This is a genomic window from Actinophytocola sp. KF-1, assembly GCF_054661535.1.
In genome coordinates, this window is sequence record NZ_BAAFVK010000019.1 from 88,108 (window position 1) to 105,272 (window position 17,165).

The 17,165-nt window shown below is 72.9% G+C and carries 13 protein-coding genes; 3 read left to right on the top strand and 10 right to left on the bottom strand.

Translation table 11 applies throughout. The features are described 5' to 3' along the window. Nucleotides 1-10 precede the first annotated feature (10 nt). From nrfD to fdh, 3 genes are read right to left on the bottom strand one after another with little or no spacing between them, the layout of a single operon-like run. Nucleotides 11-1,039, bottom strand: a complete 1,029-nt coding sequence (gene nrfD / locus ACYQ77_RS41015) for an NrfD/PsrC family molybdoenzyme membrane anchor subunit (RefSeq protein WP_459722283.1) — start codon at nt 1,037-1,039, stop codon at nt 11-13. Further along, a complete protein-coding gene (locus ACYQ77_RS41020) occupies nt 1,036-2,055 on the bottom strand; it encodes a 4Fe-4S dicluster domain-containing protein (protein ID WP_459722285.1) in 1,020 nt (339 codons plus the stop codon). Before ACYQ77_RS41020 ends, nrfD begins: the two co-directional genes overlap by 4 nt. Next, complete coding sequence (fdh, locus tag ACYQ77_RS41025) at nt 2,052-5,318, bottom strand: formate dehydrogenase (RefSeq protein ID WP_459722288.1); 3,267 nt, start codon at nt 5,316-5,318, stop codon at nt 2,052-2,054. The genes ACYQ77_RS41020 and fdh overlap by 4 nt, the downstream gene beginning before the upstream one ends. Nucleotides 5,319-5,468: 150 nt before the next feature. On the opposite strand from fdh, the gene ACYQ77_RS41030 reads away from it, so the two are divergent. After that, entirely contained in the window at nt 5,469-6,017 is a 549-nt protein-coding gene (locus ACYQ77_RS41030) for a hemerythrin domain-containing protein (RefSeq protein ID WP_459722291.1), read from the top strand. 103 nt (nt 6,018-6,120) lie between these two features. Here ACYQ77_RS41030 and ACYQ77_RS41035 read toward each other — a convergent pair whose 3' ends face one another. Continuing rightward, entirely contained in the window at nt 6,121-7,299 is a 1,179-nt protein-coding gene (locus ACYQ77_RS41035) for an NAD(P)/FAD-dependent oxidoreductase (protein ID WP_459722293.1), read from the bottom strand. A gap of 85 nt (nt 7,300-7,384) precedes the next feature. Next, a complete protein-coding gene (locus ACYQ77_RS41040) occupies nt 7,385-8,329 on the bottom strand; it encodes an RNA polymerase sigma-70 factor (RefSeq protein WP_459722296.1) in 945 nt (314 codons plus the stop codon). A 147-nt stretch (nt 8,330-8,476) separates the two neighbouring features. Between ACYQ77_RS41040 and ACYQ77_RS41045 the strand changes: the two genes are divergently transcribed. After that, nucleotides 8,477-10,324, top strand: a complete 1,848-nt coding sequence (locus ACYQ77_RS41045) for a hypothetical protein (protein ID WP_459722298.1) — start codon at nt 8,477-8,479, stop codon at nt 10,322-10,324. A gap of 48 nt (nt 10,325-10,372) precedes the next feature. Here the strand turns inward: ACYQ77_RS41045 and ACYQ77_RS41050 are convergent, their stop codons facing one another. Beyond that, entirely contained in the window at nt 10,373-11,014 is a 642-nt protein-coding gene (locus ACYQ77_RS41050) for a cutinase family protein (protein WP_459722301.1), read from the bottom strand. Between the two features lie 239 nt (nt 11,015-11,253). On the opposite strand from ACYQ77_RS41050, the gene ACYQ77_RS41055 reads away from it, so the two are divergent. Next, nucleotides 11,254-12,801, top strand: coding sequence for a sialidase family protein (locus tag ACYQ77_RS41055; protein WP_459722304.1), 1,548 nt, complete (start codon nt 11,254-11,256; stop codon nt 12,799-12,801). Nucleotides 12,802-12,815: 14 nt separating this feature from the next. Here ACYQ77_RS41055 and ACYQ77_RS41060 read toward each other — a convergent pair whose 3' ends face one another. From ACYQ77_RS41060 to ACYQ77_RS41075, 4 genes are read right to left on the bottom strand one after another with little or no spacing between them, the layout of a single operon-like run. Then, the gene (locus ACYQ77_RS41060) at nt 12,816-13,418 is read right to left on the bottom strand and encodes a TetR/AcrR family transcriptional regulator (RefSeq protein ID WP_459722306.1); all 603 of its coding nucleotides are present in this window, start codon (nt 13,416-13,418) and stop codon (nt 12,816-12,818) included. A gap of 57 nt (nt 13,419-13,475) precedes the next feature. Further along, a complete protein-coding gene (locus ACYQ77_RS41065) occupies nt 13,476-14,723 on the bottom strand; it encodes an MFS transporter (protein WP_459722309.1) in 1,248 nt (415 codons plus the stop codon). Beyond that, entirely contained in the window at nt 14,684-14,869 is a 186-nt protein-coding gene (locus ACYQ77_RS41070) for a hypothetical protein (protein WP_459722310.1), read from the bottom strand. Before ACYQ77_RS41070 ends, ACYQ77_RS41065 begins: the two co-directional genes overlap by 40 nt. Before the next feature lie 48 nt (nt 14,870-14,917). Further along, nucleotides 14,918-17,164 carry a heavy metal translocating P-type ATPase gene (locus ACYQ77_RS41075; protein WP_459722313.1) on the bottom strand — a complete coding sequence of 749 codons (2,247 nt, stop codon included), beginning with the start codon at nt 17,162-17,164 and terminating at the stop codon, nt 14,918-14,920. Between the last annotated feature and the right edge of the window lies 1 nt (nt 17,165).

The window sequence follows — 17,165 nt, forward strand, 5'->3', positions numbered from 1 at the left end:
CGGCGCCTGCTCAGTCCCCGTTCAGCCGCTGCCGCTGCGGCACCACCACGTACCGGGGGTCCTTCGTCGACGCCACCCCGGCCTCGAACACCCCGAACCGCTGCAGCGCGCTACCGGCGAGCAGCGCGAGCCCCGACGCGACCGCGCCGAGCCTGCCGCGCCGCGCCACGGTCAGCGCGCCGACGGCCCCGGCCACGGTCAGCCGTTCCGCCCACGAACGCAGCCGGTGCGCGCGTCCCGTCGTGTACGCCTCGCCGACGAACCCCAGCTCCCGGTCGACCTTCTTGGCCGCCACCACCTCCGCGGCCGCACCGAGCGCGGCGAGCACGCGGGCGGGTCCCGCCTCCGCGACCGGCGCGCACAGCATGCCCAGCCCGCCGCCGCTCGCGGCCGCCGACCCGGTGAACACGTACGGCAGCTGCCGGTGCGCCTCGTGCCACGCGGGCACCGCGGTGTGGGACAGCAGCACCGCCGTGTAGGACGCGACCCCGGGCGCGATGGCCGCGGCCGACAACCCGGCCGGCCGCGCCGCCCACCGCAGCACCCGCCCGGGCCACGTCCCGCGCAGCCGCGCGGGCAGCAGCTCGGCCACCCCCGCGAGCCCGGCGCCGGGGCCGTAGGCGACGAGGAGCCACGTGCCCACACTCATCGGCGACGTCGGCTTCGCGACGCGCAGCATGTGCAGGAACCGCTCCGGGCGGCCCAGGTCGGCGACGAGGAGGTACATGCTGACGCCCAGGGCACCCAGCGCGCCGGCGCGGCTCGCGCGGCGCAGCGACGGCCGCCCGGTCAGGTCGGCGCCCGCGCCGAGCACGGCAGCGCCCGCGGAGAGCCCGCCGGTGAACAGGTAGGCCGGGATCTTCCACTCCCACACCGGCGGTTTGAGCACCGGCCGGTCGTAGTAGGTGCGGAACTCGGCCTTGGGCACCACCGCCTGCTCCCGGGCGCCGTCCGCGCCGCGGCGGGAGAACACGCGCGCCCGCCTGCCCGCCGCGCCGGTGTCGCTCCGCGCCGCGCGGTGCCCGGTCCCGCGCTTCATCCCCTGCCCCTTCCGAGGAACGCCGAGACACCCGCGGCGAGGAACGCGGCGGCCGCCACGGCCGCGTGCCGCCACATGGACCCGGCGTCGCGGGTCGGCACCACCGGGTCCGGCGGCAGCCCGTACACCTCGGGGTCGTCGAGCAGCAGGAAGAACGCGCCGTCGCCGCCGACCCCGTCGTCCGGGTCCGCACCGTACAGGCGGGCCTCGGGCACGCCGTCCGCGGTGAGCTGCTCGACCCGCGCCCGTGCCCGCTCCCGCAGCTCGTCGAGCGGGCCGAACTGGATGGAGTCGGTGGGACACGCCTTGGCGCACGCGGGTTCCAGGCCCTCGCCGAGGCGGTCGTAGCAGAGCGTGCACTTCCAGGCCCTGCCGTCGTCCTCGCGCCGGTCGATCACGCCGTACGGGCAGGCGGAGACGCAGTAGCCGCAGCCGTTGCAGATGTCCTGCTGCACCACGACCGACCCGAACTCGGTGCGGAACAGCGCGCCGGTCGGGCACACGTCCAGGCAGCCTGCGTGGGTGCAGTGCTTGCACACGTCCGAGCTCATCAGCCAGCGGAAGTCGGTGCGGCCCTCCTCGCCCGTCCCCGCGCCAGGCAGGTCGAACGACGGGAACCCGAGGTCGACGGACTCCGTGCCCAGCCCACCGCCGCCACGCGGCGCGTCCCGCAGCGCCGAGCCGACCACGTCGGTGGTCTCCGCGACCCGCGACGGCCCGGTCGGCAGCCCGCCGACGCCCGCGTCCTGGCCGCCGAGCCGCCTCGGCTGCTCGACGAACGCGACGTGCCGCCACGAGTTCGCGCCGAGCATCCCGGTGTTGTCGAAGGACATGCCGAGCAGGTCGAACCCGTCGTCCGGGACGCCGTTCCACTCCTTGCACGCCACCTCGCAGGCCTTGCAGCCGATGCAGACGGACGTGTCGGTGAAGAAGCCGACCCGCTCGGGGTGGTCGGTGTGGCCCGCGTCGGCCGCCGGGTCGGCGAGCGGGCCGGACCAGCTGTGCTTGCGCGTCATGTCGGCTCCTCGGTGTGCTCGGCGCTCTTCGCCGTCGCGATGCGCGTCCCGGTCTCCTGGTCACCGCCCGCGCGCCGCCGGTAGTCGTCGAGGTAGGCGAGCAGCGCGGGCCCGGTCGGCCTGCGCCCGGGCCGGACGTCGCAGGTCAGCACCTTGCTCTCCTGGATGAACACGTTCGGGTCGGTGAACACGCCGATCAGGTCGTTGACGACGTCGCCGCGGACGAGCCCGGTCTGCCCCCAGTGGTAGGGCATCCACACCTGGTGCACGACCCGGTCGGCCAGCCGCAGCGGCGCCATCCGGTCGGTGACGATCACGCGCGCGTCCACGGCGGACCTGCTGGTGACCACGTGCGCCCAGCCCAGGTGCGCGAGCCCGCGTTCGGCCGCCAGCTCCGGGGAGACCTCGACGAACAGCGCCGGCTGCAACTCCGCCAGGTACGGCAGCTGCCTGCTCATGCCGCCCGCCGTGTGGTGCTCGGTCAGCCGGGCCGCCGTGAACACGTACGGGAACACGTCGGTGTGCGCCTCCGGGGGCGACGGGTTCGCCGGGTTGTCGGGCCTGCCGTACACCTTCCGCACCGGGTTGCCCTGCTGGCCGTACAGGCGGTTGCGCACCGGCGACTCGTGCGGCTCGTAGTGCGTCGGCAGGGGGCCGTCCGCGAGGCCGCTCGGCGCGAACAGCCACGCCTTGCCGTCGGCCTGCATGATGAACGGGTCGTCGCCGTGGATCGCGTCCGGCCCGACCGCGCCCTCGGGCGGGCGGTAGTCCGGTGGCTTGGTCTTCTCGAAGTCCGGCACGTCGTGGCCGGTCCACTCGCCGCGCTCGGCGTCCCACCAGACGAGCTTCTTCCGCTCGCTCCACGGTTTCCCGTCCGGGTCGGCGGACGCGCGGTTGTAGAGGACGCGCCGGTTCGCGGGCCACGTCCAGCCCCATTCCGGTTCGTACGGGCCCTGTTCGTCGTGCGGCTTGCGGCGGGCGGCCTGGTTCACCTCGTCCGCGTAGACCCCGGTGTAGATCCAGCAACCCGCGGACGTGGTGCCGTCGGCCTTCAGCTCGGTGTAGGCGTTCAGCGCGCGGCCGGTCGTCAGGTCGATGCCGTTGACGCGCCGCAGCACGTCCGCCGGCGACGGCTCGTCGCCGTCCATGGCGTAGTCCCACGCGAGGTCCTGCAGCGGCCGGTCCCGCTCGTCGGCCGACCCGGCCAGCCGCTCCTTGAGCATCCGGCCGAGGTGGTAGAAGAACCACAGCTCGGAGCGCTGGTCACCGCGTGGTTCGACGGCCTTGTCCCGCCACTGCAGCATCCGCTGGGTCTGGGTGAACGTGCCCGCCTTCTCCACGTGCGCGGCCGCCGGGAAGAAGAACACCTCGGTGCGGCAGGTCTCCGGCGTGATCTCGCCGGTCTCCACCTCGGGTGCGTCCTTCCAGAACGTGGCGCTCTCGATCATGGCGAGGTCGCGCACCACGAGCCAGTCCAGGTTGGCCATGCCGCGGCGCTGCAGCTTGCCGTGCGCCGAGCCGACCGCCGGGTTCTGCCCGAGCAGGAAGTACCCGGAGACCTTGCCGTCGACCATGTCCATGGCGGTCCGGTAGGTGCCGTGGTCGCCGTCGATGCGGGGCAGGTGGCCGAAGCAGAAGTCGTTCTCCGGCGTCGCCTTGTCGCCGAAGAACTCCTTCAGCAGGGACACGAAGTAGGCGTCGGCGTTGTACCAGAACCCCTTCTGGCAGGTGCCCTGGATGCTCTCGAGGTAGGTGGCCAGCGACTCGTGCGACGTGTCGGGCATCGGCAGGTAGCCCGGCAGCAGGTTGAACAGCGTCGGGATGTCGGTCGAGCCCTGGATGTTCGCGTGCCCGCGCAGCGCGTACAGCCCGCCGCCGGGCCGGCCGATGTTGCCGAGCAGCAGCTGGATGATCGCACCCGCGCGGATGTTCTGCGGGCCGGTGGTGTGCTGGGTCCAGCCGACGCTGTAGATGAGCGCCGCCGTCCGCTCCCGGCCCGAGTTCGACGTCCACGCCTCGCACACCCGCAGGAACCGTTCCTCCGGCACACCGCAGATCTCGGCGACGACCTGCGGCGTGTACCTCGCGAAGTGCCGCTTCAGGATCTGGAAGACGCAGCGGGGGTGGGTCAGCGTCGGGTCGTTGGCGATCTCGGCGGCGCCGGTCTCCAGCACCGGGCCACCGGAGCCGTGCTGGTAGGCGGAGGACTGCTCCTTGTGCCGCGACCCGTCCGCGCCGTCCGGCGCGTGGCTCTCGTAGTACCAGGTCGCCATGTCGTAGGAGCCGCTCGCCGGGTCGTACCCGCTGAACAGGCCGTCGAGGTCCTCCGTGTCGGCGAACCGCTCGTCGACCAGGAACGACGCGTTGGTGTAGGCGGTGACGTACTCCCGGAAGTCCAGGTCGTTCTCCAGGATGTGGCGGATCACCCCGCCGAGGAACGCGATGTCCGAGCCCGCGCGCAGCGGCACGTGCAGGTCGGCGAGCGCGCTCGTGCGCGTGAACCGCGGGTCGACGTGGATCACCTCGGCGCCGCGTGCCTTGGCCTCCATGACCCACTGGAAGCCGACCGGGTGCGCCTCGGCCATGTTCGACCCCATGATCACGACGCAGTCCGCGTTCACGAGGTCCTGCTGGTAGTCCGTCGCGCCACCGCGACCGAAGGAGGCTCCCAGACCGGGAACCGTGGCGGAGTGTCAAATGCGGGCCTGGTTCTCGATCTGCACCGCGCCCATCGCCGTGAAGAGCTTCTTGATGAGGTAGTTCTCTTCGTTGTCCAGGGTGGCGCCGCCGAGCCCGGCGATGCCCATGGTGCGGCGCAGCGGGTTGCCGTGCTCGTCGTGGTCCTGCCAGCCCTTGCGGCGCGCCTCGAGCACCCGGTCGGCCACCATCGCCATGGCCGTGTCCAGGTCGATCCGCTGCCAGTCGGTCGCGTAGGGGGCGCGGTAGAGGACGTGTTCCACCCGCTGCGGGCCGGTGACGAGCTGCTTGCTCGCCGAGCCCTTCGGGCACAGCCGCCCCCGCGACACCGGCGAGTCGGGGTTCCCCTCGATCTGCACGACCTGTTCGTCCCGGACGTACACGTGCTGCGCGCAACCCACGGCGCAGAACGGACATACCGACCCGGTGACGCGATCGGCGGTGGCCGTCCGCGCGGTGCGCGCGGTGGTCTTCGGGGACTTCGCGGCGGCGCCCCGCCCGAGCCGGTCGGCGCCGGTCAGCTGCCGGTAGACCGGCCACGACCGGATCCACTCCCCGACACCCATGCCCGGCTCCTCCGCGCGCGATCTTCGTGCACCCCCGGCTACCCGGGTCGCGGCGGTCGAAACCCGGGTTCACCCCGGTTTCGCACCCCGGCATGAACGCGGACGTCGCGGGTATTCAGCGGGCCCGTTGAGCCGACGAGGGAGGTTGCCGTGACCGGCGACGTCGTGGATCTGATCATGCAGGACCACCGCGAGGTGGAACGGTTGTTCGACGAGCTCAAGCAGCACCGGGACAAGCGCCCGCTCCTGACCCCGGTCCTCGCCGCGATGCTGACCGCGCACAGCAGGGCCGAGGAGTCCGAGGTGTACCCGGTCGCCAAGAAGGAGGCCGGCGAGGACGAGGAGGTCGCCCACAGCCAGCAGGAGCACGCCCAGGCGGAGGAGATGCTCGTCCGGCTCACCGGGGCGGACCCGGAGTCGCCGGAGTACGACCGGCTGCTCGGCGAGCTGAGCGAGGCGGTCCGCCACCACGTGCAGGAGGAGGAGTCGACCGTGCTGCCGAAGATGCGTGACCGGCTCGACGAGCGGCGCCGCACCGAACTGGGCGCGGCGTTCGCGACGAGCCGCGCCAAGCACCTCGGCGACCAGCCCGGCGAGGCGACCAGCCGGGAGCTCCAGCAGCAGGCACGCAACGCCGGGATCTCCGGTGCCTCCGCCATGAGCAAGGACGAGCTCGCCACCCAGCTGCGCAACCTCTGACCGCTGCTCGCGGACCCGCCCCCGGCCGTCCACTTCGGATGCCGGGGGCGGGTCCGGTCGCCGCGGGTCATGGTGAACTGCTGGGGCCGGCCGCGATCGGGTGTCACACCGCGGCGGTGTCTTCGGCGGGGATCGCGTGGCGGCGGCGGACCGGGAGCATCGCGGTCGGGTGGGAGACGCTCCAGGCCGCGGTCTTGCAGATCATCTCCTTGATCCGCGCGGCCGTCCTGCCGGTGACCGCGGACGGTTTTGGCTGGTCGTCGGGGGTCACCCACTGCACGATGGCGTCGCCGCGGCCCAGGCTGATGCACTGGCCCGAGTAGCCGATCTTGTTCGGCGGGACCGGGCGCCCGGTCAGGCGGGCGGCGATGGCGTCGGCCGCGAAGTGGGCCGTGGGGACGCCCGAGGCGCAGGACATGCGCAGCGGGGTGCCGTGCACGCCCCGTGCGCACGCGGCGTCACCGACGGCGTACACGTCCGGGTGCGACACCGACCGCATGGTGTCGTCGACGACGATCTGGCCCGTCGCGGACACCGCGAGCGTCGTGGCCGCGGCGATGGGGTGGACGGCGAAGCCCGCCGTCCAGACGGTCACCTGCGCCGGGAGCACGCGGCCGTCGGTGGTGACCGCGCCGGCCGGTTCGACGCGCGCGATGGCGGTGTGCTCGTGCACGGTGATGCCGAGCCGGTCGACGGCCTTGCGCAGGTGGCGCCGGGCCTTCTCGCTCAGCCAGTCGCCGAGCCCGGCGCGGGCCGCCAGCGCGACGTCGAGGTCCGGCCGGGCTTCGGCGATCTCGGTGACGGCTTCGATGCCGGTGAGGCCACCGCCGACGACGAGCACGGTCGCGCCCGCGGCGAGGTCGGCCAGCCGTGCGCGCAGCCGCAGCGCGGACTGCTTGACCGCGAGGTGGTGAGCGTGCTCGGCGACGCCGGGAACGCCGTGGTCGGCCGCGGTGCTGCCGAGGGCGTAGACGAGCGTGTCGTAGGCGATCTCGGCGGGGCCGTCCTCGCCGACGACGTCGACGGTCTTGCGTTCTGCGTCGACGCCGGTGACCCGCGCCTGCCGCACCAGCACGCCCGTGCCCGCGAAGACGTCGGCCAGCGGGCGGGGCTTGAGGTCCTGGCCGGTCGCGAGCTGGTGCATGCGGACGCGCTCGACGAACTCGGCGTCGGCGTTGACGAGGGTGATCTCGGTGCCTGCGGGGTGCAGCCGCTTGGCCAGGCGCCCGGCGGCGTTGGCCCCGGCGTATCCGGCCCCGAGGACGACGATGCGGTGCTTCATGGTCTCGCTCCTGTCCGGTTGGCGTGTGGTGCCTCCTGAACCGGGCAGCGGAGCGAAACCTGACAGCGGCGAGCTGTGACCCGCGTCACCAGTCCCCGGTGAGCGGTGCGCCGTGGCCGGACAGGGCCCACCGGCGCGTGGCGCGGTCGAGCTTGCCGGGGTTCGCCTGGGCGTGGACGGCCGCGATGCCGTCGACGGTCACGTCGAGCGTGAACACCCCGGCGACCCGGTCGCCGACCGCCATCACCAGCGCGGGCGCACCGTTGACGACCTCGGCGTACAGGTCGGGGCGCCCGCCGATCATGTCCCACTTGGCCTCGGTGGGCGTGAACAGCGTGCGCAGGAACCTCGCCACCCGCAGCGCGCCGGTGATCGGGCGCGGCACCGAGAACACCACGCCGCCACCGTCGCCGATGCTGACGGCGTCGTCGGTCAGCATCCGCACCAGTGAGTCGGTCTTCCCGCTGAGCGCGGCGGCGAGGAACTCCTCGACGATCTTGCGGGCCGCGGCGGCGTCGACCGCCACCCGGCGCCGGTCGGCGGCCAGGTGCTGCTTGGCACGCCGGTAGATCTGCTGGCAGTTCGCCTCGGTGAGGTCCAACACCTCGGCGATCTCGCCGTGCGCGTAGCCGAACGCCTCGCGCAGCACGTACACGACCCGTTCCTTCGCCGACAGCCGCTCCATCACCGTGAGCATCGCGATCGACACCGACTCCCGCTGCTCCACCGTGTCGGACGGCCCGAGCATCCGGTCCCCGGCGAACACCGGTTCGGGCAGCCACTGGCCGACGTACGTCTCACGCCGGGCCCGCGCCGAGGTGAGCCGGTTGAGGCAGATGTTGGTGAGCACCTTCGTCAACCACGCCTCGGGCGTCTCGATGACCGACCGGTCGGCGGCCTGCCAGCGCAGGAACGTGTCCTGCACGGCGTCCTCGGCGTCGCTCGCCGACCCGAGCAGCCGGTACGCGATCGCCTCCAACCGCCCCCTGGCCGCCTCGAACACCGCGACCTCGTACGCACCGACCAGCATGATCCCCAGTCAACCATCCGTGCCGGTGACCCGTGACCGCGCCACGGCGCTGGCGGCCGCCCACGCCGGCCCGTCGAGGTGACGCGATGTTACGGATGGGCCGGTTTCCGCGACTCCCCGTGCATGAACGAGTGCGGGGAGCAGCGTATGCGCACCTGGTGGTCCCGGGCCGGTGGTGTCGTCGCCGCCGCGGTCGTGTTGTTCGGCTCGGCGCCGGTCGCCGGTGCGGAGGGCGCCGAGGTGGTGATCGAGCCGGGCGAGATCGCGGTGGTCAACGGCACGGGCGAGTTCCTGCTGGTCAACCACTCGGCGACGGCGGCCGAGGTGACGTTGGACGGCACGGTCGCGTGGGCGGGCACCAGGCGGCCCGTGACGTTCGAGGTCGGCGGCAAGAGCGGCAACGGCCCGTTCACCGCCAAGGTCGACGGGTACGGTTCCGTCCCGGTCGCCCTGACGGTCGAGCGCGACGTACCCGATGAGGCGTCCGGTGTGGTCACGCTCGTGACCGACCCGGCCGGGTCCGCGCGGCACGCCGCCGTCAGTTTCGCTGCCGGCTCCCCGACCGGGGAGGTCACGACCAGGTCGCTGGGTCTCAGCGGGCCCGTCGACGTGCCGGTCGTGCCGCAACGACCGGTGCGGCTGTCCGTGCCGATCGCGGCAAGCACCTGCCCCGGTGACTGGAGCGCGCCGGTCGTGCTCCAGTCCGGATCGGACAGCACCACGGCGACCGCGCGGTGCGACGGCCGCGACGCGACGGAACTGGAGATCACCAGCGACGCGCCGCCTCCCGCGTACGGCACCTACACGGGCGCGATCGAGCTGGGCGGCTCGGACGTCACGATCACCGTGACCACCGCCGCGGGCTGGGTGTGGGCCGTGGTGATCACCCTGCTCGGTCTCGTCGCCGGTCTGGTCCAGCGCGGTTACCTCATCAACCGCCGGCCGATCAGCCGGCTCATCACCAAGGCGAAAGCCGTGACGATGGCAGGCCGCAGGGCCGACGCCACCGTCAAACGCGACTTCCCCCCGGTGGGCCACGTGCTCGGGCCGAGCGCCGAGCGGGAAGCCGACGCGCTGGCCGAGCGAGCGGCCGACGTCCAGAAACGTCATCCGGGTCTGCTCGGGTTCTTCGCCCACCCCGCGGACGACGACGTGCTCACCGTCGAGTCGATCACCAAGGACGTCACCGCCGCCGAGGACGCGATCGCCGCCTGGCGAACACGTGCGCCGGGTGTCCTCAAGCGTCTGTCGACCACTGTGGACGAACAGCGGGCGAACGCGTCTTCCCACGCGCCCGTGTTGCTCGAACACGCGGACGAGCTCCTGTCCCCCGGTGGCACGAACGAACTCGAGCTCCGATCCGTGCCGGGGTTCCTGGCCGATGCCGAGGCCACCCAGGCGGCGCTGGCACTTCTGCCGACCGTCCTGCAGTTGGCTGCCGCGCTCGACGCGCGCCGCGCCGACCTGCCGGAGTACCGGACGTGGCAGCAGATCTGGTTCGCCGAATCCCGCGCTCTCGCGGACGAGGTGATCGAGGCCCTGGGCAAGGCCGCGTCGGGCAGGGACCTGGTGGCAGCCGATCTCGACCGCACGCTCGAGCAGGCGCGGCGGATCGCCCTGCGGCTCCCCGCACCCTCCGGGACCACGTCGACGGGCTCCCGCGTGCGGACGATCGGCGTCACTCTCGTCCCGACCGTCCCCGCCGCCGGCGTCGCCGTCTTCGACCGGGTCCGGGCGATGCTGGGATCCACACCGGACGAGATAGTGCGGCGAACCCGCAACACCGACCGCTGGTTGCTTTTCGTGGCCGCTGTGCTCGCGGTGTGGAGCGGGCTGGCCGCCTGGTACATCGACAAGTCCTGGGGCACCGGCGTCGACCTGGTCACGACGTTTCTGTGGGGTGCGGCGGCGGGAGTCGTCGCCGGTCCGCTGTCCGATGCCGTGGAGCGGGTGACCCAGAACGCCGCGGACCGCCGCGCTCCGGCGTCGTCGTGACCGGCGAGGGGCGCGTTCCACCGGGATCGCGCCCCTCGCCGCGCACCGTCACCGCGGGATGAAGATGCCGTTGAACCACTGCCCGTTGCCGTTGTCGGAGTAGTCGTCGACGTTGAAGCTGTAGTTCATGTGGTTGCGCGGGTACCCGAGCCAGCCGGAAGCCGCCGTGCTGTCGCAGATCACGTCGTCGGTGCAGATGGTCACCGTCGGCACGTTGCCGAAGAAGGCGTCGGCGCCCGCGAGCGGTGGGCCGACGATGCCGGCGTAGAACTGCCCGGCGAGACCGGCGGCACCCGGGCCCGCGGCCCGTTTGGGGTCGGCGATCAGGACGGCGTTCACGTTGCCGAACGTCTGCCAGTTCTCGGTGACCCAGATGTGCACGACCGCGGCGCCCTCGGAGAACCCGATGGCCTTGGCGTGCTGCCAGGGGCACAGCCGCCGCTGGTCGCGGATCAGCCGGTTGAGTTCGTTGACGCCCTCCCGCGCGCTCTGGCCGCTGAGCGCGGCGGAGTAGCCGACCCGCTGGCTGACGTTGCCGGTGAAGATGCTCGACGTCGGGTCGTTGAACCCGCCCACGACGATCGTGTAGGTGCCACCGCACGGGGCCGCCTGCGCGGGGGCCGCGGTGACCATCGACAACCCGGCAGCCATCAGCACGCCGGTCACCAGCGCGGCTACCTTTCTCCTCATCAAGCTCCTCCTCGTCGTCGGTTTCGCTGGGTAGCGCACCATGGACGCAGCGTCAGAGCCAGGCGATCGGGGAAGTCTGGAAAGTCTGGAACGCACGGACCGCGCCGAGACCGCTGTCGCCACGCGCGTGGTCGAGTGGTTACCACCCGCCGCGGGCGCAACGTCGGGCTTCCGGGGGCCGACAGTCTCAACGGGGCACAGGAAGGTGGTTTCGCATGTCCCGACATCCAGCATTGACCGTGACCGCTGTCGGTGTGCTCGTGGTGGCGGTGAGCGTTCAGCCCGCTGTGGCCGTCGTCGGGCCGTTGAGTCAGGCCAGCGGTGCCAGTGCCTTCCCCGTCGGCTGCAACGGGGCTCCGCAGAGCGGCACGACGTTCCGGAACACCGAGGTGGAGCCGTGGATCGACGTGGACCCGCTCGACGCGCGGCGGCTGATCGGTGTCTACCAGCAGGACCGCATCTCGACCGGCGGTGCGAACGGGCTCGGGACGAGCGTCTCGCGTGACGGTGGCGCCTCGTGGACCCAGCTGGGGGTCGGTGCGCTGCCGCTGTTCTCGCGCTGCGCGGGTGCCGCCGCGGGCAGTGCCGGCGACTACGAGCGCGCGACCGACCCGTGGGTCACCTTCGGCGCGGACGGGCACGCCTACCAGATGAGCCTGTCGTTCAACGACACCCGCAACCTGGACAACGCGATGCTCGTCAGCGAGTCCACCGACGGCGGCGCCACGTGGGGCCCGCCGAAGGAGCTCATCAAGGACACCAACCCGCACGTGTTCAACGACAAGAACTCGATGACCGCCGACCCGCACGACGCGGACAACGTCTACGCGGTGTGGGACCGGCTCGTCTTCCCCAACGAGCGGGCGGGCGGGGTGTCGTTCCTGACCGCCGCTGCGTTCCGCGGGCCGACCTACTTCACGCGCACCACCGACGGTGGCGCGACGTGGGAGCCGGCGCGGAACATCTTCGACCCCGGGCAGAACGACCAGACGATCGGCAACCAGATCTCGGTCACCGGCCAGGGTGACCTCGTCAACATCATGACCGTGTTCCGCAACGACAACGCCACGGGCAGGCAGGGCGGCACGATCTCGGTGCTGCGCTCGGCCGACGACGGCGCGACGTGGAGCGGGGAGATCGTGGTGGACCGGCTCGGCACCGTCGGGGTGCGCGACCCGCGCGACGGCGCCGACGTGCGCACCGGCGACATCATCCCGTCGATCGCGACCGACGAGCGGCCCGGCCACGACGAGGTGTACGCGGTCTGGCAGGACGCGCGGTGGAACGGCTTCCAACGGGACCAGATCGCGTTCTCGAAGTCGGCGGACGGCGGCCGCACCTGGTCGCAGGCGGTCCGGATCAACGCGGTCGCCGCGACCCAGGCGTTCACCCCCGCCATCGAGGTGGACGACGCGGGCAACATCGCCGTCACCCACTACGACTTCCGCAACGACACGACGGCGAGCACGTCGCTCGACACCGACGTGTGGGTGCTGCGCTCCGCCGACGGCGGCGCGACGTGGAGCGAGGAACGCGTGACGCCGACGTCCTTCGACATGCGCCAGGCGCCGAACGCACGCGGCTTCTTCGTCGGCGACTACATCGGCACCGCGGCGGCCGGCCAGACGTTCACGCCGTACTTCTCGATGTCGAACCCGGCCACCGACACGTTCAGCACGACCGTGACCGCCCCCTTCCCACCGGCGACGATCACCCCCGAACCGTCACCGCCGGGGCTGAGCGGCGCGCGGTTCCCCGTCAACCGCGGCAAGCCGGCACCGGCCTGACGCACCGCGGGGCCTCACGGCTCCTCCGGTGGGTGACCGGGCTGCCGGGTCATCAGCGCCAGCACGGTCGTGGCGAGCAGGTCCGGGGCGTCCGACGGGGCGACCCGGCCTGCGTCGGCCTCGTCGGCGGCGGCGTGCAGGACCGCGTAGAAGGTGGTCACCAGCCAGTGGAGGGGCAGGTCCGTGCGGAACAGGCCGTCGTCCTGGCCGCGGCGGATCAGCTGGTTGACGTGGTGCAGCGTGCGGTCGTGGTGGCGGCGCAGGCGTTCGGCGCCCAGCTCCGCCAGCGCGGCCGTGCGCAGGCGCCGGAACCGGTCCAGGATCGGCCACGACGTGCGCACGAGCCGCTCCAGCGCCACGTCGGCCGGGTCGCGGTCGAGGTCCAGGGCGGTCAGGGTCTCGTCGGTGTGGGTGATCGCGTGCGCGATGACGGCGTCGACCAGTTCCTCGCGGGACGGGAAGTGCCCGTACAGGGTGGCCCTGCGCACGCCCGCGGCGGCCGCGACCTCGGCCATCGACGGTGACTGGCCCCGGCCGAACAGGCCGCTCGCCACGTCGATGATGGTCGCGATGTTGCGCTCGGCGTCCGCGCGGCGGCGGTGCTGCACGTCGGACACGGTGGTCCCTTCCCTCGGCACTGCTGTCCACCGCACATTGTCGCGGCCGGGCGGCGGTCAGTGTCCGTGGCCCGTCACCGCGCGGGGCCTGCCCGCCGGCACGAGGACGACGGCGACGAGCGCGGCCACCGCGGCGGCGATCCCGCACACCAGGTACGCGCCCGCGAACCCGTCGACGTCCGATGTGGACGCCAGGCCGGCGGCGGCCACCGTGGACACCACGGCGACGCCGATGCTGCCGCCGAGCTCGTGGCAGGTGTTGACCACACCGGACGCCACGCCCGCCTCGCCGTGCGGGACGTTCGCCAGCGTCGTGGTGGTCGCGGTGACGAACGCGGGCCCGATGCCGAGCGCGGCGAGCAGGAAGCCCGGCAGCACCTCGGTGTAGACGTTGCCGTCCGGGGAGATCCCGCTGAGCAGGAGCGCGCCGACGGCGGTGAGCAGGAGGCTCGCGGTCGCGATGGGACGGCCGCCGACCCTGCTGATCAGGTGCGCGGCCACCTGCGCGCCGACGGTGATGGCGATCGCGACGGGCAGGAAGATCAGCCCGGTCTTCAGCGGGCTGAACCCGCGCACGTGCTGGAAGTACAGCGAGGTCAGGAAGAACAGCCCGAGCAGCAGCCCGGTCGCGACCACCATCAGGAACGCGCCGGACACCACCGGCCGCCGCGCCAGCGTGCTCGGTCGCATCAGTGGCACGCGGACACGTGACTCGACCACGACGAACACCACGTACCCGGCCACCGCGGCGGCGGCCGGCACCAGCGTGCCCACCCCGCCCCAGCCGCCGTCACCGGCGTTGACCAGGCCGTGGATGAGCAGCCCGGTGGCGAGCGTGACCAGCAGCGCGCCCGGGACGTCGACCCGCTGCCGCTCCCCCACCCGGTCAGCGGGGACGCGACCCGGCACGGCGGCCGCGACCAGGACACCGACGGGCACGTTCACGAAGAACACCCACTCCCAGCCCGGCCCCGCGGTCAGCAGGCCGGAGACGAGCACACCGACCGCGGCGCCGGTACCCCCGATCGCCGCCCACACCCCCAGCGCCCGGTTGCGCTCGGCGCCGTGGAACGTGGTCGTGATGATCGACAGCGCGGCCGGGGACATCAGCGCCGCACCGGCGCCCTGCGCCGCCCGGGCCGCGATCAGCAGCCCACCGCTCGCGGCGAGCCCGCACACCAGCGACGCGACGGTGAACAGCGCCAGCCCCGCCAGCAGCACCCGGCGGGCGCCGAACGCGTCGGCGAGCCTGCCGCCGAACACCATCAGCCCGCCGAACACCAGCGTGTAGGCGGTGACACCCACGTCAGCGCCTCCCGTCCCCGCCCGAGTTCCTCGCCGATGCTGGGCAGCGCCACCTGCACGACCGTGATGTCCACGATCAGCATCAGCTGCGCCAGGCACAGCAGGACGAGCGCGGTCCACCTGCGCGGGTGCGGCGGCGCGACCACCGCGGCCCCAGCCGGTGGATCCGGCTGGGGCCGCGAAGGGATGCGGGGTCAGCTGACCGAACTGCGGAAGCCGCGCAGGCGCAGGCTGTTGCCCACGACGAACACCGAGCTGAACGCCATCGCGGCGCCGGCGATCATCGGGTTGAGCAGGCCCGCCGCGGCCAGCGGCAGTGCCGCCACGTTGTAGCCGAACGCCCAGAACAGGTTGCCCTTGATCGTGGCGAGGGTGCGGCGGGACAACCGGATCGCGTCGACCGCTGCGCGCAGGTCGCCGCGGACCAGGGTCAGGTCGCTCGCCTCGATCGCGACGTCCGTGCCGGTGCCCATGGCCAGGCCGAGGTCGGCCGTGGCGAGGGCGGCGGCGTCGTTGACCCCGTCGCCGACCATGGCGACGACCTTGCCCTCCGACCGCAGCCGCGTGACCACGTCGGCCTTGTCCGTGGGCAGGACCTCGGCGATCACCTCGTCGATACCGACCTCCGCCGCGACCGCGCGTGCCGCGGCCTCGTTGTCGCCGGTCAGCAGCACCGGCGTCAGCCCGAGCTGCCGCAGGCCCGCGATCGCCTCGGCCGAGGTCGGCTTGACGGTGTCCGCGACGACCAGCACGCCACGTGCCTGCCCGTCCCAGCCGACGACCACGGCCGTCCTGCCCTGCCGTTCCGCCTCGGCCTTCGCGGCGGCCAGCGCCGGGGACAGGTGCAGCGCCCAGTCCTCGAGCAGCGCCGTGCGTCCCACGACGACCGCGTGCCCGTCGACCACCCCCTGCACGCCGAGGCCTGCCACGTTGGTGAAGCCCTCGACCGCCGGCAGCTCGCCGACCTTGTCCTCGGCGGCACGGGCGATGGCGGCGGCGATGGGGTGCTCCGACGCCTTCTCCAGCGCACCCGCCAGCCGCAGCACCTCGGCGTCGTCGACATCGTCGGTCACGTGCACGTCGACCAGGGACATCCGGCCCTCGGTGACGGTGCCGGTCTTGTCCAGCACCACCGTGTCGACGCGACGCGTGGACTCCAGCACCTCCGGCCCCTTGATCAGGATGCCGAGCTGGGCGCCCCGGCCGGTGCCGACGAGCAGCGCGGTCGGCGTGGCCAGGCCCAGGGCGCACGGGCAGGCGATGATCAGCACCGCCACCGCCGCGGTGAACGCGGCCGCCGGGGTGCCGCCCGCGCCGAGCCAGAACGCCAGGGTGCCGAGCGCCAGGGCGATGACGATCGGGACGAACACCCCGGAGATGCGGTCGGCGAGCCGCTGGACCTGCGCCTTGCCGGTCTGCGCGTCCGCCACCAGCCGCGCCATCTGCGCGAGCTGGGTGTCCGACCCGACGCGGGTGGCCCGCACCACGAGCCTGCCGCCCGCGTTGACCGTGGCGCCGACGACGGTGTCGCCGGGCCCGACCTCGACGGGGACGGACTCGCCGGTGAGCATGCTCGCGTCGACCGCGGAGCTGCCGTCCTCGACCACACCGTCCGTGGCGATCTTCTCGCCGGGCCGGACGACGAACCGGTCGCCGACGACCAGGGTCTCGATCGCGACGCGCTCCTCCCTGCCGTCACGCAGGACCGTCACGTCCTTGGCGCCCAGTTCGAGCAGCGCCCGCAACGCGGAACCCGCGCGGCGCTTGGCGCGCGCCTCGAAGTACCGGCCCGCGAGGATGAACGTGGTGACGCCGGCCGCGACCTCGAGGTAGATGTTGCCGTCGCCGGCCATCCGCTCGATGGTGAACTCGAACGGGTGCTTCATTCCCGGGATCCCGGCGGTGCCCCACAGCAGCGCGTAGACCGTCCACGCGAACGCGGCCAGGGTGCCCATCGAGATGAGCGTGTCCATGGTCGCGGCGCCGTGCCGCAGGTTCTGCCACGCCGCCCGGTGGAACGGCCACGCCGCCCACACGATCACCGGCGCGGCCAGCGTCAGCGAGATCCACTGCCAGTACTCGAACTGGATCGCCGGGATCATCGCCAGCGCGATCACCGGCACCGACAGCAGCGCGGAGCCGATCAGCCGCTGCCGCAGGGGACGCGTGGGGTCCTCTTCGGACTCCTCGGCGGTCTCCCCGCGCGGCGGCCGGGGCAGCTCGGCCGTGTAGCCGGCCGCCTCGACCTGCGCGACGAGCGCGGTGGTGTCGACGTCGTCGGGGAAGACGACCTTCGCCTTCTCGGTGGCGTAGTTGACCGTCGCGGTGACGCCGTCGAGCTTGTTGAGCTTGCGCTCGATCCGGTTCGCGCACGACGCGCAGGTCATGCCGCCGATGGCCAGTTCGATCTCGCGGGTCCGCTGTGGTGCTTCCGCGGTCATG

Coding starts and splice junctions, on each gene's coding strand:
- ACYQ77_RS41050 (WP_459722301.1), bottom strand. CDS start 11,014: ATGAGGAGAAAGGTAGCCGCGCTGGTGACCGGCGTGCTGATGGCTGCC.
- ACYQ77_RS41035 (WP_459722293.1), bottom strand. CDS start 7,299: ATGAAGCACCGCATCGTCGTCCTCGGGGCCGGATACGCCGGGGCCAAC.
- ACYQ77_RS41045 (WP_459722298.1), top strand. CDS start 8,477: ATGCGCACCTGGTGGTCCCGGGCCGGTGGTGTCGTCGCCGCCGCGGTC.
- ACYQ77_RS41075 (WP_459722313.1), bottom strand. CDS start 17,164: ATGACCGCGGAAGCACCACAGCGGACCCGCGAGATCGAACTGGCCATC.
- ACYQ77_RS41040 (WP_459722296.1), bottom strand. CDS start 8,329: ATGCTGGTCGGTGCGTACGAGGTCGCGGTGTTCGAGGCGGCCAGGGGG.
- nrfD (WP_459722283.1), bottom strand. CDS start 1,039: ATGAAGCGCGGGACCGGGCACCGCGCGGCGCGGAGCGACACCGGCGCG.
- ACYQ77_RS41020 (WP_459722285.1), bottom strand. CDS start 2,055: ATGACGCGCAAGCACAGCTGGTCCGGCCCGCTCGCCGACCCGGCGGCC.